Origin of the sequence: Calothrix sp. NIES-2098, from assembly GCF_963875125.1 — a bacterium.
GTDB lineage: Bacteria > Cyanobacteriota > Cyanobacteriia > Cyanobacteriales > Nostocaceae > Aulosira.
This window is the reverse complement of record NZ_CAWNKJ010000001.1, coordinates 3,881,856-3,900,861: the sequence shown is the minus strand read 5'-3', so window position 1 is coordinate 3,900,861 and position 19,006 is coordinate 3,881,856. Positions and strand designations below refer to the sequence as shown.

Genomic DNA, 19,006 nt, shown 5'->3' with positions numbered 1-19,006 from the left:
AATCTAATGACTACTACTAGTGTTGATATTAGAGAATTTTTAGCGGAAATATTTCCCTTTAATTGCTTACCAAAGGAAATATTAGAAAATTTACGCGATCGCGTCCAATTTTTGCGCTATCGGATGGGGCAGAAGATTCTGACTCATGAAGTGATGCCGCTGCATATTAGTATTATCTATCAAGGACAAGCCCGCTTAATCGGTTACGAACAAACTACAAATCAACCTGTGGCGTTGAAGTTACTGCAACCAGGAGAAGTTATCGGTTGGGTTTCTCATGTGCGGGGGGTGGCTTGTGAAACTGCGATCGCATCTACAGACATGGTTTGTCTGAATCTACCGATTGCGGATTTTTGGCATTTGGTAAAGCGAGAGTCAAATTTTGCAGGCGTTTTGCATACTACTCCTGCACTCATAGAAGTTTACGACTTGTTAGGAGAAGAACTCAGCCGTCGCGCAGATGGTAGCGTTGATGTAGCGAAGTTAGCACAGAAGGCGATCGCTCAAGCTGTCATCTATTCCTCCCCAAGAAAAATTCTTCTAGGAAAACTAGATCCAGAAATGTTGTGGCTAGTTAGCAGCAGTTCCAATACAGAATTTCCGGTGGGGAGTCGCTTAGATTTGGCAACTGCAAATCCTCACCTACAGCTAGCAGCAGGTATGCGTTTGTTAGGCTTACCCCAGGATTTACTGCCAAAATTATCACCTAGCCCATCTCAAGAAATTGTATTAGCAGATATTCCCTACGCGCCAGCAATTTCTACTCAACCTACTACAACCCAACAGTCTCAAAATCTTAAGTTTCCTTATTTCAAAGGTAGAGGCCCCCAAGACGCAACTTTAGCTTGCTTGCAAATGTTGAGTCAGTATTTTAACCTGCCTTTTCGCAGAGATATGTTGCGGCGAATTTTGGCAAAGCAGATGGAACAAAGCGGTACGATATCTCTGCAATTTTGCGGTGCAGTGGCAGAATTGATGGGCTTAACAACCCAAATGGTAAGAGTTCCGGCTGCATCCGTCGCCAAACTGCAACCACCTATAATGATTTCTTGGCAAGATAGTTTCGCGATCGTCTACAAAAACAGCAACCAAGAATTATTGATTGCGGTTCCGGAGATCGGATTGATTCGTCGTCAAGTGCGTAGCTTTGCAGAAACCTGGGGAGAACAAGGCGAAGTCTTGCTGCTGCAAACTAGCAAAAATACACCACAGTCGCGCTTTAGTCTGCGTTGGTTTGTTCCGGAACTGCGACGTTATCGCAAAGTTCTCATTGAAGTTCTCATTGCTTCAATGGTGGTGCAAATCTTTGGGTTAGTTAATCCCTTAGCAACACAAGTAATTATTGACAAAGTTATTATTAATAATAGCCCTGACAGCTTAGAAGTTTTTGGTTTATTTTTAATCGTGGTGGCAATAGTTGAAGCTATACTCACAGCTATTCGCACCCAATTATTTGTTGATACTACCAACCGTATAGATTTGTCTTTAGGTTCAGAAGTTATCAATCACCTGCTGCGTCTGCCTTTATCTTATTTTGAACGCCGCCCTGTCGGTGATTTAGCTACTAGGGTGGGTGAGTTAGAAAATATCCGCAAGTTCCTGACAGGTACTGCCCTGACTGTGGTGATGGATGCTGTATTTTCAGTCATTTACATCTTAGTAATGATGATTTACAGTTGGGTGCTAACTATAGTTGCATTGGCAACAGTACCTCTATTTGCCTTAGTTAACTTGTTGGTTTCACCCTTAATGCGGCGACAACTGCAAGAAAAAGCCGAACGCCATGCTGACACCCACTCCTACTTAGTAGAAATTATGGGGGGAATGCAGACTCTGAAAGCGCAAAATTTAGAAATGCGATCGCGTTGGCAATGGCAACAAAGATATGGACGCTATATCAGCGCTGGCTTCAAAACCATTTCTACTCAAACAACCGCTAGTTCTGTCAGTGGCTTTCTCAACAAGCTTTCTAATTTACTCGTGTTGTGGGTAGGTGCCTATCTCGTCCTCAACCAAAAACTCACCCTCGGACAACTCATCGCCTTTCGGATTCTGGCAAATTATGTTACTAGTCCCCTGCTGCGCTTGGTGCAACTATGGCAAAATTTCCAAGAAACAGCACTGTCATTGCAACGCCTCAGCGATATTTTAGACACTCCTCAAGAAACTGAAAGCGACGCGCAAAACATCCTTTTACCTGCAATTTCGGGTAATATCCGCTACGAAAACCTCTCCTTCAGTTTCCGACAAAATGGTGCATTGCAACTATGCAATATTAACCTAGATATACCTGCGGGTTCGTTTGTGGGCATTGTGGGACAAAGCGGTTCTGGTAAAAGTACATTATTAAAATTGCTACCTCGACTTTACGAACCCAGAACTGGGAAAATCTTGATTGACGGTTATGATATCAGCAAAGTTGAACTCTATTCTCTGCGTCGTCAAATTGGATTTGTACTGCAAGATACCCTGCTATTCGATGGTACGATCCGGGAAAATATCGCCTTAGGCTCTCCTGATGCTAGCGATGAAGAGATTATCAATGCTGCTAAAGTTGCCTATGCACACGACTTTATCATGAACTTGCCTAACGGCTACAACACTCAAGTTGGAGAAAGGGGTTCGGGGCTTTCTGGTGGACAAAGACAAAGAATTGCGATCGCGCGTAGCGTCCTCCAAAATCCTCAATTGTTAATTCTAGACGAAGCTACCAGTGCCCTAGACTACAACGCTGAAGCTCAAGTTTGTGGCAATTTAGCAGCAACATTTCAAAGTAAAACAGTATTTTTTATTACCCATAGACTCAGCAACCTACATAAAGCTGACATGATTTTAATGATGGATTCCGGTTCAATTGTAGAACAAGGAACCCACGAAGAATTGATGTCTTTAAAAGGTTATTATTACTGCCTTTACCAACAGCAAGAATCACAAATGTAATTGAGAAGTTGGTAATGGGCGATCAACAAGACAAATGACAAACACCAAATGACAAATGACTACCACATATAACTTCGATCAACCCGTATTATTACAACAAAATCCCATTTGGTCGCGTACCATTGCTTGGGGAATTATTGGCGTTACAGCCTTTACTCTAATTTGGGCAAGTGTATTCCAAATTGATGAGGCAATCCCCGCCCAAGGTAAACTTGAACCACAGGGAGAAGTAACCGATATCCAAACACCCGTGGACGGTGTTGTTAAACAAATTCACGTTAAAGAAGGTCAACAAATTAAAAAAGGACAACTTCTCATCAGCTTAGAAGAAGCTACTACTCAAGCAGAAATTAGTTCGCTACGGCAAAACCGCGCAGTGTTATTACAAGAAAATGAATTTTATCGCAGTCAGCTAACAAATACAGCTAGTGCAAATCCTACACCCCAACAAGCGATTAAATTAAACATTCCCCTCGAAATTGCGGCATTAACTCAAAACCGAGCGCAATTTATCGCCGAAAATCAACTGTATCGCGCTCAGTTAAATGGTTCCAGTGCGGGAGTTAACTTTACTCTAGAACAAAAATTACGCCTGCATTCTCGCGAATATGACTTACGTTCGCAATTAGCCACAATGCAGTTAGATATAGCACAAACTCAACAACAATTATTTCAGAATGACGCTCAATTAGTTGCTGCTAAACAAGTACTAGAAATTAATCAAAAGATTCTCAAAAATTTGAGTTCTCTTACTAAGGAGGGAGCTTATCCCAAATTACAAACTTTGAGACAAGAACAGGATGTTCGTAACAAAGAAATGGAAGTAGTGCGGCTAACTAAAGAACAGCAACGCTTGCAATTATCTATGGCTCAAACACAAGAAAAAATGGGCACCCTTGCTGCACAAACTCAAGAAGATATCCTAGCTAAAATTACCAGCAATGAAAAAAGTATTGCCGAAATCAATAGTCAATTGACTAAAATTATTGTTGAGAACCAGAAAAAAATCAACGAAATTGACAGTCAGTTAAGTCAAGCGCAAGTAAAATTAAAATATCAGACAATTATTGCTCCTATCGACGGAACTGTATTTGAACTCAAACCAACAAATCCTGGTTTTGTCGCCAGTTCTACCCAACCAATTCTCAAAATAGTTCCTGATGATTCACTAATTGCCAAAATTTATATAACTAATAAAGACATTGGTTTTGTTAAAGATAATTATAATCTCACCAAATGTAATCAAATTGATATTAATAAACAAACTCAAGACTACGACCAATGTCCAGAAGTTGATATCAGAATTGATTCTTATCCTTTCCAAGAGTATGGTGATATCAAAGGACAATTAATCTCGATTGGTTCAGATGCTCTACCTCCAGACCAAATCAATCCTTACTGGCGTTTTCCTGCGAAGGTGCGTCTGAATAGGCAAACAATGATACTTCGTACAGGCGGCGAACTGCCTTTGCAATCGGGTATGTCGATTAACACTAATATTAAATTACGAAAGCGGACTATTATTAGTATTTTTACTGATTTTATTGTGAAAAAATCTGAGAGCTTAAAGTTCTTGCGTTAAAAATTTAACCAAAGAGAATAGAATAGCGATCGCACGAAGCTAAGTATTCTAAAGCAGATGAAGTTATTTAGTACTCGTGTTAGATAATTACCTCTATTCAAGCAACTGCTTTTCGTGTGGGAGTAGATTCTTGAGCCAGAAATTATCCTCCAACTGTTTGCTAATAATAAATGGTGCGCTCGGCGTCGCCTTATCTTTGACACTCGCTACTCCAAAGTGCGCTCTCGCCCAAATTACCCCTGATGCCACTCTACTGAATAATTCCACCGTCAAACTAGAAGGAAACACCAGAATTATTGAAGAAGGAACCAAAGCGGGTACCAATCTGTTCCACAGCTTTGGAGAGTTTTCCGTTCCTACTGGAAGCACTGCTTTCTTTAATAATGGTGCGGATATTCAGAATATTATTAGCCGAGTCACAGGTTCGTCTATCTCTAACATTGATGGATCGATCAAAGCTAACGGTGTAGCTAATCTATTTTTCATCAATCCGAATGGAATTATTTTTGGACAAAATGCTCGTTTGGATATTGGTGGTTCGTTTATCGCAAGTACAGCGAGTAGCCTGAAATTTGCAGATGGTACAGACTTTAGTGCCAAAATTCCCAAAACTTCATCTCTATTAACTATCAGCGTTCCCATCGGTTTGCAATTTGGTACAAATGCTGGAGATATTAGCGTGCAAGGGGTTAGCGGTTCGGTAAGCAACGCACAGGGGCAAGGGCTAAGAGTGTCCCCAACTAAAACCCTAGCGCTGGTGGGCGGCAATATCAACCTAGAAGGTGCTTTTCTGAATGCGCCTGGGGGACGAATTGAACTGGGTAGTGTTACTGGAGATAGTCTAGTAAATTTAAATCCTACTCCTCAAGGTTGGACTTTGAACTATCAAAGTATCGAAAACTTTGGGAATATTAAATTGAAAAAAAGCTTTGTAGATATTGCTATTGAACCGGACAGCAGTATTCAGATGCCAAGTGAGGATAGTGCAATAAACATCCAATCTGAGCTTTTAGACTTAAGAAACTCTACTGTAACAGCCAATACCTTTACAAGTGCGCCAGCTGGAGATATGAACATTGATGTCCAAGAATTGACTATGTGGGAGGGAGCAATTTTATCAACTCGTGCCCGTACCGGTAGCACGGGCGAGGGAGGAGATTTGACGATTAAAACTAATACTTTGTTAGTGCAAGATGGATCGCAAATTAGTGCTAGTACATTTGGTGCGGGCAATGGGGGAAATTTAACAGTTGATGCTTTTGACATGCAGCTAATTGGTAGAAGCGCTGATGGTCAGTTGCCTAGTGCCTTAGGTGCTTCCGCAAATTCAAACTCAACAGGTAATGCTGGTGATTTGACAATTAAAACTAATACCTTAGTAATACGAGATGGGGCGCAAGTTGCTGCAAGTACATCTGGTGTGGGTAAGGGAGGGAATTTAACAGTTGACGCTTTTGACGTGCATCTCATTGGTAGAAGCAGTCGCTTAGATACTTCTTCCACGCAACGAAACTCAACAGGCAATGCTGGTAATTTGACGATTAAAACTAATACCTTAGTAATACGAGATGGGGCGCAAGTTAGCGCTAGTACATTTGGTGCGGGCAATGGAGGAAATTTAACAGTTGATGCTTTTGATGTAAAGCTGATTGGTACAATCGCTAATGGTCGCGTTTCCAGTGGCTTGGCTACTTCTACACAACCAAACTCAACAGGGAATGCGGGTAATTTGACAATTAAAACTAATACCTTATTAGTGCAAGGTGGAGCACAAGTTACAGCTAGTACATTTGGTAGTGGCAAAGGAGGAAATTTGACCGTTGATGCTTTGGATGTGCAACTAATTGGCAGAAGCACTGATATTCAGTTTCCCAGTAGCTTGAGTGCTTCCTCACAGCCAAATGCAACCAGTAATGCAGGTAATTTGACAGTTAAAACTAAAACCTTGGTAGTGCGAGATGGGGCACAGATCTTAACTGGTACATTTGGTGCGGGCAAGGGGGGGAATTTGACTGTTGATGCTTTTGATGTGCAATTAATTGGCAGAAGCGCAGATGGTCAGTTTTCTAGTGCCTTGGGTACTGCTACACAGGTAAACTCAACAGGAGATGCGGGTAATTTGACAGTTAAGACTAAAACCTTGGTAGTGCGGGATGGGGCACAGATCTTAACTGGTACATCTGGTGCGGGTAAAGGGGGGAATTTGACTGTTGATGCTTTTGATGTGCAATTAATTGGCAGAAGCGCAGATAGAAAGTCTGTCAGTGGCTTTTTTGCTTCTGCACAGCAAAACTCAACAGGGAATGCTGGTGGTTTGACAATTAAAACTAATACCTTGTTAGTGCAAGATGGGGCTAGAGTAAGCGTGCAAAGTTCCGGAGCCGGAACCGCAGGTAACATCACGGTCAATGCACGCTCTATCCGTTTAGACAACAACGCCTTACTTAGTGCCAATACACGCAGTATTAAAGTCGAACCAAACTCTGAGCAGGCGACAATTAACATTAACTCACCACTGTTAATAATGAGTCGCAATAGCAATCTCATAACTAACGCTACAGGCGAAAATGTCACTGGTGGGAACATTAATATTGACACTGATTTTCTTGTTGCTTATCAAAATAGTGATATCAGTGCCAATTCTGCTAACTTCCGTGGCGGGAATGTGAGAATTAATGCCCAAGGTATTTTTGGAATTCAATTCCGAGACGTGCTATCCGATCGCACAAGTGATATCACTGCCACAGGGGTAAGTCGTGAGTTTAGTGGGAATGTAGAAATTATCACACCCGATGTTGACCCTAGTCGAGGCTTAAGCGAGCTACCCACGAATCTGGTTGATGCCTCAGGACAAATTGATACTGCTTGCGCTCCAGGTAGCAGGCGACGTGCTAGTTCCTTTATCATAACTGGACGAGGTGGTTTGCCACTGAGTCCCACCGAGCCTTTGCAAGATTCTGCCACCCTTGCACAGTGGGTGCGACCAAGAACAAAACCCAACAATTCTTCCAAAACACAAGTCTCAAACACTCCTCAAGTTTCTCCTGCTGCTGTGATTGTGGAAGCGAATGGTTGGTTAGTCAATACTAATGGAGACATCCTGCTGGTAGCTCAAGTACCTCATGTCAACCCAAGTAGTTCTTGGCATACAGCTACTTCCTGCACTGCACCTCACTAATAGGTTAGCGCCTTTCGTTTTCCGTCGCTTTTGATGACTCACAATGGGCAGGACACAGGTGCTTGCCAAGAACCGTGCGGATTTTTCTGGGGTTTTTGGGCAACTAATACAAGGTCGCCATTTCCATCAACCACCCAACCTTGAGCTTCGACAATTTGCGTAGCAGACTTGGCTAATGCTGGCGTGAGTTGCACTTGGTGAGAAGTTGCAGGCTTTTCTCCCACTCTCACCCAGTCTGACAACATACTGGTATCTTGTAATGGTTGATTGGGACTTAGTGGTAATCCTCCCCTTCCGGTGGCGATAAAGGAACTCTGGCTTTGCCTGCTACCAGGGATACAACCGTTAGCAATTTCCCCAGAAACATCGACTAAGTTAGAGGGTAGTTCTGCTAAACCGCGGCTGGGGTCAGCATCTGGGGTAGCGATCTGGATAGTGCCACTCAAAGAAGGGTTTTGCTGAGAAACGGCGGTGATATCATTGGTTAACAATTGACGCGGGTCTAAATCTAGTGGGCGCAATCTTTCTAGCTCTTGTCGGCTAAGTGGGGCGATGCCAAAAATCCCCGTAGCGTTGATTTGAATCTTACCACCAGCACCTTTGAATGCGTTGGCAGTGATGTCGCTATTTTCATTGGGGACGGCGACAATAAAGGGGCTATTGATAGTGATGTTGCCGCCATCACCGCCAAACTCGTTATTACCTGCATTAGTCGAGATTTGACTGCCATGACGTAATAATATTAACTCTTGCAAGTTCAAGGTCAGATCGCCACCATTTCCTGACCTGGTGATGGCACTAATGGAGCTTTGGTTGTCTAGACTCAGAGAACGAGCTTGGATATCAATATTACCTGCAACCCCTCTACCCAAACTACTTACAGTTACTTCAGCCCCATCTCGGACAATCATCTTTCCAGTATCGATTTGCAGACTTCCCCCACTACCCGTACCATCTGGAGTCACCGCAGCAGTAATTTGGCTCTTAAATTTACCGTTTGGTGATGTTCCAACAACATCTACAGATTTTGATGCACGAATTCGCAATCGCCCGGCATTGCCCTGTCCAGATGTAGCAACTGAGACTGTTGCACCATTTCTCACACTCAAGCTTTCAGTTTCAATGGTTAAATCACCACCGTTACCTTTGGGTAATATCGCAGTTTCATCAGAATCTATTTCAACCCCCGCATTAATACCCGTAGCAAAAAGGTTAGCACTAGGAGTATCAAATACTTCTATCTCAGAAGCACGAATCAGTAGATTACCTGCATCGCCTTGACCAAAAGTAGCCACTTGCACTTTGCCGCCATTACTGACACTCAAACGCTTTGTCTCAATAGTCAAGTTGCCACCGCGACCCTCACCTGTAATGTTAACCTGAGCTAATAAGCCGGCAGGATTCTCAATGTTGTTTCTCACGATTTTTCCACTTACCTCTACTGAGTCAGAGGCACGAACTGTCAAATTTCCTGCATTCCCTTTACCCACACTTACAGTTCCCAATTGACTAATAATGACACTGAGTTTTTTTGTCTCAATTGTCACACCACCCCCTCGGCCTGTGGCTCTTCGGTAAACTTGAGCACCTAAAGCAGTGTCAACAACATCTGCTGTTGAGCCAATTAATTCCACTGAATCGGAGGCTTTTATTTCTATGGAACCCCCCGCCCCGGAACTGAAAGTAATAGTCACTACCTGCCCTCCATTTTTGAGGATTAAACTCCCAGTTTCTATGATTAAATTACCCCCTGCACCTGTGGCTCTTGGATAGACTAGAGCAGCAACAGTACTGGGAATACCATCTGCTGTTGCTCCAATCAGTTCCACTGAATTGGAGGCTCGTATTGTCAGCGTTTTTCCCGGTTCTACTCCCAAGGTACTGGCTTCAATTTGAGAACCATCCTGTAGTGTCACTCGCCTACCCAGGACTTGGATATCACCACCACCAGCACCACTTGTATCTACTACCGCACCACCAGACAATTGGATATCCCCGAAAGTTGGTACAGCTGAATATCCGAGAGCAAAACCTGAGTCTATTGGGGTTAAACTAACTACACCAGAGCCAGCAACACTACCTAATTCAATCCTTCCCCCAGCTGTCTTCAGCGTTCCACCTTCTAAGGTTAGGTTTCCACCTACTAAAGCTAAGGTTTGATTTGGCTGCACACGCAGAGCAGTATTAGTATCAATAAGTTCAGACGTTGACCTTTGACCTTGACCATCCCCTTGCACCTGAATACTGCCTGTATTACCTTCAAATTGCAAGCCAATGGGAGCCGTTATTGTTAATAAGGGCTTAGTTTGGGATGCAGTGGCACTGAACAGTGTACTATCACCAAACTTAATCGCATTCGCTGTACTCCCTACAAACGAACCCCCCAAATCCAAGCTGGCATTTTTGCCAAATATAATTCCATTAGGATTGAGTAAAAATAAATTTGCTGTACCATCTACCCCCAAAGTACCGAGAATATTAGAAATATTACTTCCTGTAACTCTGGTGAGAATATTGTTAATTCCTGGGGGGTTGGCAAAATAAACTCGCTGAAATTCGCCAACATTGAATTCTCGGAAACTATGGAACAGATTCGCACCGCGAATTGCTCCGCCATCGATGCGGTCTGCGGTTAGTCCTTTAATATTGACATTGGGGGTAATAGTTGAAGGAGTATTGCCTAGTGTATCATCAGGGATAATTTGAGCAGAGGCAAAGTTTTCACTACAAAATATAGTCGGAGCACACACTACTGCAAGGCTGAAACAGCCGATTAACCATGACAAACCAATCCCATCTTTTTTATTTGTCATATCTAAGCTAACCTCACCAGTTTATTCTTTACCAGCCCCGTAACTTTGCGCCGACTGATGTACTGCGTTTATAGATAAACTTCTTGCTGGCTAATCGAGTTTCCTTAGAGATAGTAGCTAAATTTGAGTTAAGTTTTTTGAATTTTGTCTAACACTCTGACGAGGAAGATAGTAGGCGATCGCACGCTAAATCCAAATAAGCTTATCAATTGCATCTATCTTTAGATAGATATTTTTATAGATACGAAAATGAATAAAATCGATAAGTACAACCAAGTAGTAATATGGAAGATTTCGTAAATATGCTATGTCAAGTGTAGACAAGCCAGTGCGTTTGGTCGCCAGACTTTAAGCAACTGGCGTGCGCTTGCTAACCGCTGGAAATTATATATAAATGCTTATGCGTCCTCGTCTAGAAATTACAGAAATATTCTCTACCTTTGCCCAACTAGAAGCAGATAGATTTAGCAAATGGCTAACAGACGCTAGGTTGCGCCGAAGTATGCAGAGTAGTTTGGCAGAGATCGCCAAAACTCAAGACCTGGCAAATAAATTTACAGATAATTTTTGGTCGTTATATTGGTATAAAATATGGCGTTCAAATTCCCAGTTAAGTAATCTTGCAAAAGCACACTTATCCGCCTATTTGCAGGAAACTTGTTATTGGGCAGCCCAAAGAGCGATCGCAAAATTTGCTGTCTTTCAGCATGGATTAAGCGATTACTTCCAAATGGGCATTGCAGAGTTAGAAACAATTTTAGAAGCGTATAACCCTGATAAATCCACTAGTTTAAAAACCTACGCCAGAATTGCTTTTCCCAGCAGATTGAAGGATATGCTGCGCCAACGCAAAGAGGCCGATATTTGTACAAACTGGGGTCTTTTACGCAAGGTGAGTAAAAAAGTGGTGCTGGAAGCGCTGCAAAATGCTGGATTGACACCTACACAAATAGGTCAATATCGCCTAGCTTGGACTTGCTTCCGGATGCTATATCTGCAAAATCAACCAGGAGGAATTCAAAAACTGCCAGAACCCGATCGCCAATTATGGGAAAATGTTGCCAATCTCTACAATAGCGAACGACACAGCCAGCTAACTTTCCCAGCCTCGGAATGCAACTCGGTCGTCATTGAGGAATGGCTCAAAAAAACTTCTATTTATGTACGGAATTATCTTTACCCCAGCGTTGCTTCTCTCTACGTCAACAATCAAGATGACGATTCAAATCAGGAATTGGATATTAAAGATCCGGCTTCTGAATCATTAGTTGCTGATATTATCGCCCAAGAAGAGGTTCACAACCGACGAAATCAATTATCTCAGATGCATGATGTACTCCTGTCAGCCTTAAAAAAGCTTGATTCTCAATCTCAGAAGATACTTGAACTTTACTATCAACAGGGAATGACTCAACAGCAGATTATCCAAGAGTTGAAAATTAGCCAGCCTACGGTTTCCCGGCGGTTGCTGAAAGGAAGAGAATCCTTACTAGAGGCGTTAATTAATTGGAGTCAAAAAGCAGAGAATATTTCCGTAAATTCCAACCAAATAAAAGATATGAGTGCATCTTTGGAAGAGTGGTTGAGAATTAATTATGCAAAATCTAGCTTTAGTACTTCATCAGTTTGAGGTATCCAGGATGACATTTGCCTTTGCGGAACCAACGGAATTGTTATTAGAGGTATCACCATTATTGCGATCGCAGTCTTGGCACCATAGCCAAATTTATGCAAATCCTAGCAGTCGTTGGTGTGCTTATCTCAATCAAATTTGTCTGGATGTCTTTTTAGACTGGGTAAAACAAGAATATTTTCCTGACGCCAAAATTTGGTATGGCAGTGCAGATATGCCAAGTTTTTGGGAATTTGTCAATGGAACGGCGATTTTGTGCGGTGGCAAGAAGATAGTATTAATTCCCAGCGAAGCCATTGACGATCGCGAGTTAGAAATTCCTCAAGAATGGGTAGATATTAAAAGTTGGGCAGCAGATTATTATTTAGCAGTGCAAGTCAAACCAAATGAAGATTGGGTAAGAGTTTGGGGTTACGCTACCCATCAGGAAGTGAAATCGCACGCAAATTATGACGCTATTGACCGTACCTACTGCTTGCCAGCACAGCAAATTAGCAAAGATATTAATGCCTTCTTTTTAACTTACCAATTTTGTCGCCAAGAGGAAACTCAAGCAGCAATCGCATCGTTACCAGAACTATCAACAACTCAAGCAGAAAACCTTTTACAACGGTTAGGTAATCCCAGTGCCACATTTTCTAGGCTGGCATTACCATTTACAGTTTGGGGAGCCTTTTTAGAAAACCAACAGTGGCGACAGCAATTATACGATCGGCGACAAAGCCAAATCAAAGTTAATCTCAGTCAGTGGTTAGAAGGAAGGTTTTCATCAACCTGGGAAGCTTTAGAAACATTTTTTGGTGCAAATAGTAGCAATATTGCTTTAGGATTGAGGAGTAGCTACGGTTTGAGAGATGTTGCTGCCAAGCGAGCCAAGTTGATTGATTTGGGAATGCAAGTAGAACGCAAAACTGTAGTTTTACTCGTGGCTCTCATACCTGAGGTAGATAGACAAATTAGCGTCCGAGTGCAATTACATCCTCCAGCTGGAGAATCTCATTTACCTGAAAATATTAAGTTAGCTTTAGTTTCAGAGTCTGGAGATCTGCTTCAGCAAGTACAAGCCAGAAGCCAAGATAACTTTGTCCAACTGCCCCGTTTTGATGTGGAACAGGGAGAAAACTTTTGCATTCAAGTAGGAATAAATAACTTTCAGATCGTGGAAAATTTCATCTTTTAGCGATTAATTAAAGACGGTGATGAACAAACTAGTCGTCTTCAGCTTATTGGCAGGTGATTTACATCAAGGATTCCCTGTAGTGACTGCACAATTTTGGGACAGTCAGCGACAATATCCGATGAAATTTACCGGATCTCTGCCAGCAGCACCAGAATTAAGCGAACTATATCACCGATGGCAGTTACTGTATGCAGCACTCCATCAACGTTTGGGGTGGCGCGTGCGGATCAAAATTCATTCACAAGATGTCACCAATATTTCTGTTAGTGAATTTGGTGAAATTTGCCAGCAATTACAACACTATATAAATAAGTGGTTGAACTCAGAAGCATTTCAAAATATAGTCCAACAATTACGGACTTTACTCAACAAAGATGATGCAATTAGAGTAATTTTTGAAACAAATATTCCTCTACTTCAGCGCCTTCCTTGGCATCTGTGGAACTTTTTTGATGATTATCGGCAAGCAGAAGTAGCATTAAGTTCCCACGAATATGAACCCCCACATAACCAACCCCGCAAGCCCACAGGTAAGGTAAAAATTCTCGCTATTTTGGGTGACAGTCAAGGAATTGATATTGATAAAGACCGGACTTTGTTACAGGGGTTAAAATCTGCCGAGACTGAGTTTCTTGTGGAACCAACTCGTCGAGAAGTTGACCGATATTTGTGGAATCACGATTGGGATATCTTGTTTTTTGCCGGACACAGTTCTAGTCATGCTGATGAAGATACGGGCAAAATTTATCTCAACCAAACGGAAAGTTTAACAATTCCCCAACTGAAGAATGCCCTACAAAATGCGATCGCACGCGGATTAAAATTGGCAATTTTCAATTCCTGTGATGGTATAGGTTTGGCAAGGGATTTAGCCGATATGAACATTCCGCAAATGATTGTCATGCGCGAACCCGTGCCAGATTTAGTTGCCCAAGAGTTTCTCAAAAACTTTCTTGTCGCTTTTGCTGGTGGTAAATTTTTTTATACAGCAGTGCGGGAAGCACGAGAAAGACTTCAGGGATGGGAAAATGATTTTCCTTGCGCTAGTTGGTTGCCTGTTATCTGTCAAAATCCCACAACGCTGCCAACAACTTGGGCAGAATTACGCGGCGATTCTCATGCTGCTGTTCGCTCAACTTCTAGTTTAAGAAAGTCAATCGCAACTATACTTTTAAGTACTACCATCGTCGCTGCATCCATCATTGGTGTGCGATTTTTAGGAGGATTCCAAACACAAGAATTACAAGCTTTTGATAGCATCATGCGCTTGCGTCCGCAAGAAGAACAAGATCCGCGATTGTTAATAGTAGAAGTTAGCGAACAGGATATTCAAAATCTATCAGAACTTACACGCGGGCCAAAATCTATATCAGATCGCAAATTAGCTCAATTACTTGCGAAATTACAAAAATATCAGCCGCGAGTTATTGGTATAGATATCTATCGAGATATTTCCGACTTCCACGAAAAATTACAAAAGTCACCACTAACTGCACAGTTAAATCAAGAGAACGTCATTGCTGTTTGCAAAGGCAAAGATAGCGAACACGATCCTCAAGGCATTAAACCACCAGTAGGGGTTCCTGTGGAACGTCAAGGTTTTACTGATGCAATTCGCGATCCTGATGGTGTTATTCGCCGTCAAATTTTAATCATGAAACAGGAGTCTGCTTCTGTTTGTGTAACTCCTTTCTCTCTCAATCTGCAACTAGCAGCGCGTTATTTATTTTCAGAAGATATTCCCTATGAACTGACTGATAATGCAGTAATTTTTCATTCTCGAAATGGCGATAAAAAATTCCAGCGATTAGCAGCAGGTTTGAGTGGCGCATATCAACACGGAGTAGGAGGAGTAGATTTAGGTGGCATTCAAATACTTACAAATTATCGTCAGAGAAAGTTTGAACAAGTTACTGTTCAAGATGTATTGAGTGGTATTGTCAAATCTGATGCAGTCAAAGACAAAGTAATTCTAATTGGTGTTACAGCCCAAAGTTTCAGAGATAGTTTTCCTACTCCTTATAGTGTGGTTCAAAAACCTTATCAAGAAACTCCAGGATTGTTAATCCAAGCACATATGACAAGCCAAATTATCAGTGCTGTTTTAGATAGACGACCAATTATTTGGGTTTTGCCTTACTGGGGTGATATTCTTTGGATTTGGGGAGCGTGTTTAGTTACTGGCGCGATCGTTTGGCGGATGCGTTCCCTCTTACTAAAGATTAGTACCATAGTTACCATAGCAGTAGTTTGGTACGGAGTTTGTACAACTATGCTTTTAACTCAAGGAGCATGGTTGCCGTTAATTCCATCAACTGTTGCAGTCATCTTGAGTGGTGGAATAGTATTAGTATTGATGCCATCAAAAGCATCATTGTGGTCAAAATAGCTCAATAATATAATATCGAAATGAAAAAGTATTTAACCTGCTCTGTGAGATTATGGGATAAAGTACTAGTGGTCTATCGTAAAAGTTTTGATCTGTGAAATTATTCTTAATTTCTCTTCTCTTCTTTCTCTTTGTTATACCATTTTAAAAAAAGAACGCGACAGGTAGGGGCACAGCATCAGTAAGATAATTTGAGATAATACAAGATTGTGGATGCCGTTCCCCTACAAAGAATTGATTTGTTGCAAACATGATTTGAATTGGTATTATTGTACTTCGTGCTACCCTGCGGAAATCCGTTGCGCGTCTACGTTCCTTAACCCCTTCAGAATTAATACAATGATCCACTATAAAACAATGTTCATATCATGTCCGTTTAAATACCCGTCATTGCGTTCGCCCTTGGCGTTCCCGAAGGGTACGAAGTGAAGCAATCGCAGAGTCTTTGTGATTGCTTCACTTCGTTGCACTCGCAATGACATATTAAGGGTAATTTGCTGGACATCATAATCATTGGTTTAAACTTCAGTAATCAGTAATTATTTGTATCGGGCATTTTGTGAAATGCTATCAGAGGGAGTTTACCGGAATCATGCGATGGCGTTTTGTTGTATTAGAAGAATCAACTTCACCAATTAATGATGGATCGCGACTTAACAAATATGTAGATTTGAGATAACCTGCTTCCTGTTTCATTAATGGCAAATTATGCTTTTCTAACACTTTTTGAATTCGCTCGAATGCTTCTGGTAGTCGATCGAAGGGAATATTAGGAAAGGTGTGATGCACTGCATGGTAATCTAGCCCACCCATCAACCAGCCAACTAGAGAACTAGTCTTAATATTACGACAAGCATAAAGCTGCGTTAATTGGTGATTGGTAAATTTTCCCCACAGCGCATAGTGTTCCAAGTGATCGCGTGTCTGCGCTATGATACCAGCTATCCGTTCTAAAATTAACCAAAATAAAATGTAGCGACCTATTTCTCCTTGAGAAATTACTACTATTAATAGAAAACTCTGAACAAGTAATATACCTGTAAAATCTAGCAGTAGCTGTCGCCGCATACTTAAGTAATTTTGAAAGCGTAAACCCTGAATCGAGGTTTTAATAATTAGCCCGATTCCCCCCAAAATAAAAATATCGCACAGCCATTGATGGCTGACATACCAACGTAGAATAGGATGTGCTTGTTGGTATTCTTCCCAAGTCCATTGAAGTCTTTCTGGATCTCTTAAATCAATACCATTCCAGCCATGATGCAAGCGGTGTACTTCTGCATAAACACTGTAAGGCCATAGCATTGGCCAACTCATCAATCGCGGCATGATAGTATCAAACCATTTCCACCCAGTTAAGGTTTGATGAGCCATATCATGGGTACAAATCAGCCAAAAGCTATAAAAAACTCCCGCCAGCATTGTAGCAGCCACAAATAAAATATCGTTGGGCACTGACCAAGCTAATATGACTAAGCCCACAAATATCAGGCCTAATATACTAAAACGTAGCAATCCGGCGCGAGGATTCACTTGATGTAAGTCAGCGGTGACTTGTTGTAACTCTTGAGCAATACTATTCACACTCATGGTGCGATCGCCCTTAACCCACCCCACCGACATTTGTTATCTCAGTTACTATTAGCTTAACGCGACTCATTTGAGTTTTTGATAATATCTGCGATCGCAAGTTCCCGATTATCGCTCAATCTCTCAAAAGAAGTAATTGCTTCTGGTTTAAAAATAATTTAGATTTTCCAGGTTTTTCAAACAATATGCAGTTACTTCGTTGTATCAGTTTTGCCAGCCCACTGCAATTAGAATCTGGCAATAGGAACTTTACTAAAATATAGAACAACTGTACTATTAATAAAACAGCATATCAGCCTCAAAGAAACTGAGTCAAAATAATAAGTGTGTCATTTGTTACAAAATGTGGGCGATCGCAACTTGAGCAAGCTTGTAATAAAGTTTTTGGGAACCCTAATTAAGACTTGAAAGGTAAAGCAAGATGACTGACAATCAAAATCAACCCAAGGATTATGATGCTGTACTTGGTGGACAATCACCGCCTCCTATAGATGGAGTTGTTCTTGGAGGAATTGAGGGAATTAAGCGCTGTTTATCAAATCCTGTAGCGAATGTGCGAATTACTGCACTTAGCGAAGCTTTAAAATATGGTGATGCAGGTTTGGAAGTAGTCAGACAAGCGTTGCAAGATGAATCAAAATTAGTGCGGCGTTTTGCTTATCGACTATTAAAGCAAAGAGTAGAACCGCAAGTTATACAAGCTTTGCAAACATATAAACCTTGGAACTTAGAAGAAAGATTAAATGAGTATCAAGGGTATCCAGTTACTCAATTTGCTAATCGGCAAGTTGTAGAGTTCGATGCAAATATTGGTATTACCGAACCAGTTAATAATGCTTACGCCCTCAGATGTGAGTATGACGAAGAGGAGAATTTGCCGAGTAAAATTATTAGACTGCTGCAACAACCCAACGCCCACAGATTAGAAGCTTTAGTGTTGGGTTTATGGGCGGAAGCATATGAATATGGTTCAAGTGAGATTGTTCAAGCTTTAGTTGATGCAAGACAATATTTCACTAATCTCAAAGCTATTTTTATAGGCGATATTATTGGCGATGAATGCGAAATTTCTTGGATTCGACAAAGTGACATAAGCCCAATTTTGCAAGCTTATCCTAAACTTGAAATTTTACAAGTTCGTGGTGGCGACGGTTTACATTTTAGTCCGCCAGTGCAACACGATCGCCTCAAAGCATTAATTGTAGAAACTGGTGGATTAAGTCGAGAGGCTGTCGCCCACATTTGTAATATGAATCTGCCAGCATTGGAACATTTGGAATTATGGTTTGGTAGCGAACATTATGGTGGTGACTGTTGGGTAGAAGATGTATATCCGATTATTTTTGAAGATAAGTTTCCTAACTTAACTTATTTAGGGTTACGCAATAGTCAATTTACCGATGAAATAGTCAATGCTATTGTGGCTTCTCCAATTATTAATTCTATTAGCGTACTTGACCTTTCGATGGGAACGTTGAGTGATGCGGGTGCTGAAGCATTGCTAAATTGTGAGGCTATCAATTATCTTGACATTCTCAATGTTTCCGAAAGCTTCTTATCTCAGGAAGTAATTCAGAAATTGTCTAATTTAGATGTGCGTGTCTTAGCAAATAATCAGAAAGAAGAAGATGAGGATAGCTATCTTCATGGACGCTATTGTTCTATCGCTGAGTAATTTATAGGTTAATGATGTTCGGTATT

At 41.4% G+C, this 19,006-nt stretch carries 9 protein-coding genes; 7 read left to right on the top strand and 2 right to left on the bottom strand.

Annotation, left to right across the window (positions count from 1 at the left end; genetic code table 11):
- Positions 1 to 6 precede the first annotated feature (6 nt).
- From AACU33_RS16380 to AACU33_RS16370, 3 genes are all read left to right on the top strand, one after another.
- Complete coding sequence (locus tag AACU33_RS16380; protein WP_096589686.1) at positions 7 to 2,940, top strand: peptidase domain-containing ABC transporter; 2,934 nt, start codon at positions 7 to 9, stop codon at positions 2,938 to 2,940.
- 55 nt (positions 2,941 to 2,995) lie between these two features.
- A complete protein-coding gene (locus AACU33_RS16375; protein WP_096589685.1) occupies positions 2,996 to 4,522 on the top strand; it encodes an HlyD family efflux transporter periplasmic adaptor subunit in 1,527 nt (508 codons plus the stop codon).
- 196 nt (positions 4,523 to 4,718) lie between these two features.
- The gene (locus AACU33_RS16370; RefSeq protein ID WP_339376069.1) at positions 4,719 to 7,700 is read left to right on the top strand and encodes an S-layer family protein; all 2,982 of its coding nucleotides are present in this window, start codon (positions 4,719 to 4,721) and stop codon (positions 7,698 to 7,700) included.
- A gap of 38 nt (positions 7,701 to 7,738) precedes the next feature.
- On the opposite strand, the gene AACU33_RS16365 is transcribed toward AACU33_RS16370, so the two are convergent.
- Positions 7,739 to 10,513, bottom strand: a complete 2,775-nt coding sequence (locus tag AACU33_RS16365) for a two-partner secretion domain-containing protein (protein WP_096589683.1) — start codon at positions 10,511 to 10,513, stop codon at positions 7,739 to 7,741.
- 400 nt (positions 10,514 to 10,913) lie between these two features.
- Here AACU33_RS16365 and AACU33_RS16360 point away from each other — a divergent pair, with 400 nt between their 5' ends.
- The 3 genes from AACU33_RS16360 to AACU33_RS16350 are packed head-to-tail and all read left to right on the top strand — an operon-like array spanning position 10,914 to position 15,715.
- On the top strand, positions 10,914 to 12,143 hold the full coding sequence (locus tag AACU33_RS16360) for a sigma-70 family RNA polymerase sigma factor (protein ID WP_096589682.1): 1,230 nt from the start codon (positions 10,914 to 10,916) through the stop codon (positions 12,141 to 12,143).
- Positions 12,109 to 13,326, top strand: a complete 1,218-nt coding sequence (locus AACU33_RS16355; protein WP_339376068.1) for a DUF1822 family protein — start codon at positions 12,109 to 12,111, stop codon at positions 13,324 to 13,326. Before AACU33_RS16360 ends, AACU33_RS16355 begins: the two co-directional genes overlap by 35 nt.
- A gap of 19 nt (positions 13,327 to 13,345) precedes the next feature.
- A complete protein-coding gene (locus AACU33_RS16350) occupies positions 13,346 to 15,715 on the top strand; it encodes a CHASE2 domain-containing protein (protein WP_096589681.1) in 2,370 nt (789 codons plus the stop codon).
- Positions 15,716 to 16,285: 570 nt separating this feature from the next.
- Here the strand turns inward: AACU33_RS16350 and AACU33_RS16345 are convergent.
- Entirely contained in the window at positions 16,286 to 17,338 is a 1,053-nt protein-coding gene (locus tag AACU33_RS16345; RefSeq protein WP_096589680.1) for a fatty acid desaturase family protein, read from the bottom strand.
- A 388-nt stretch (positions 17,339 to 17,726) separates the two neighbouring features.
- Here AACU33_RS16345 and AACU33_RS16340 point away from each other — a divergent pair, with 388 nt between their 5' ends.
- Entirely contained in the window at positions 17,727 to 18,980 is a 1,254-nt protein-coding gene (locus AACU33_RS16340) for an STM4015 family protein (protein WP_096589679.1), read from the top strand.
- Positions 18,981 to 19,006 lie beyond the last annotated feature (26 nt).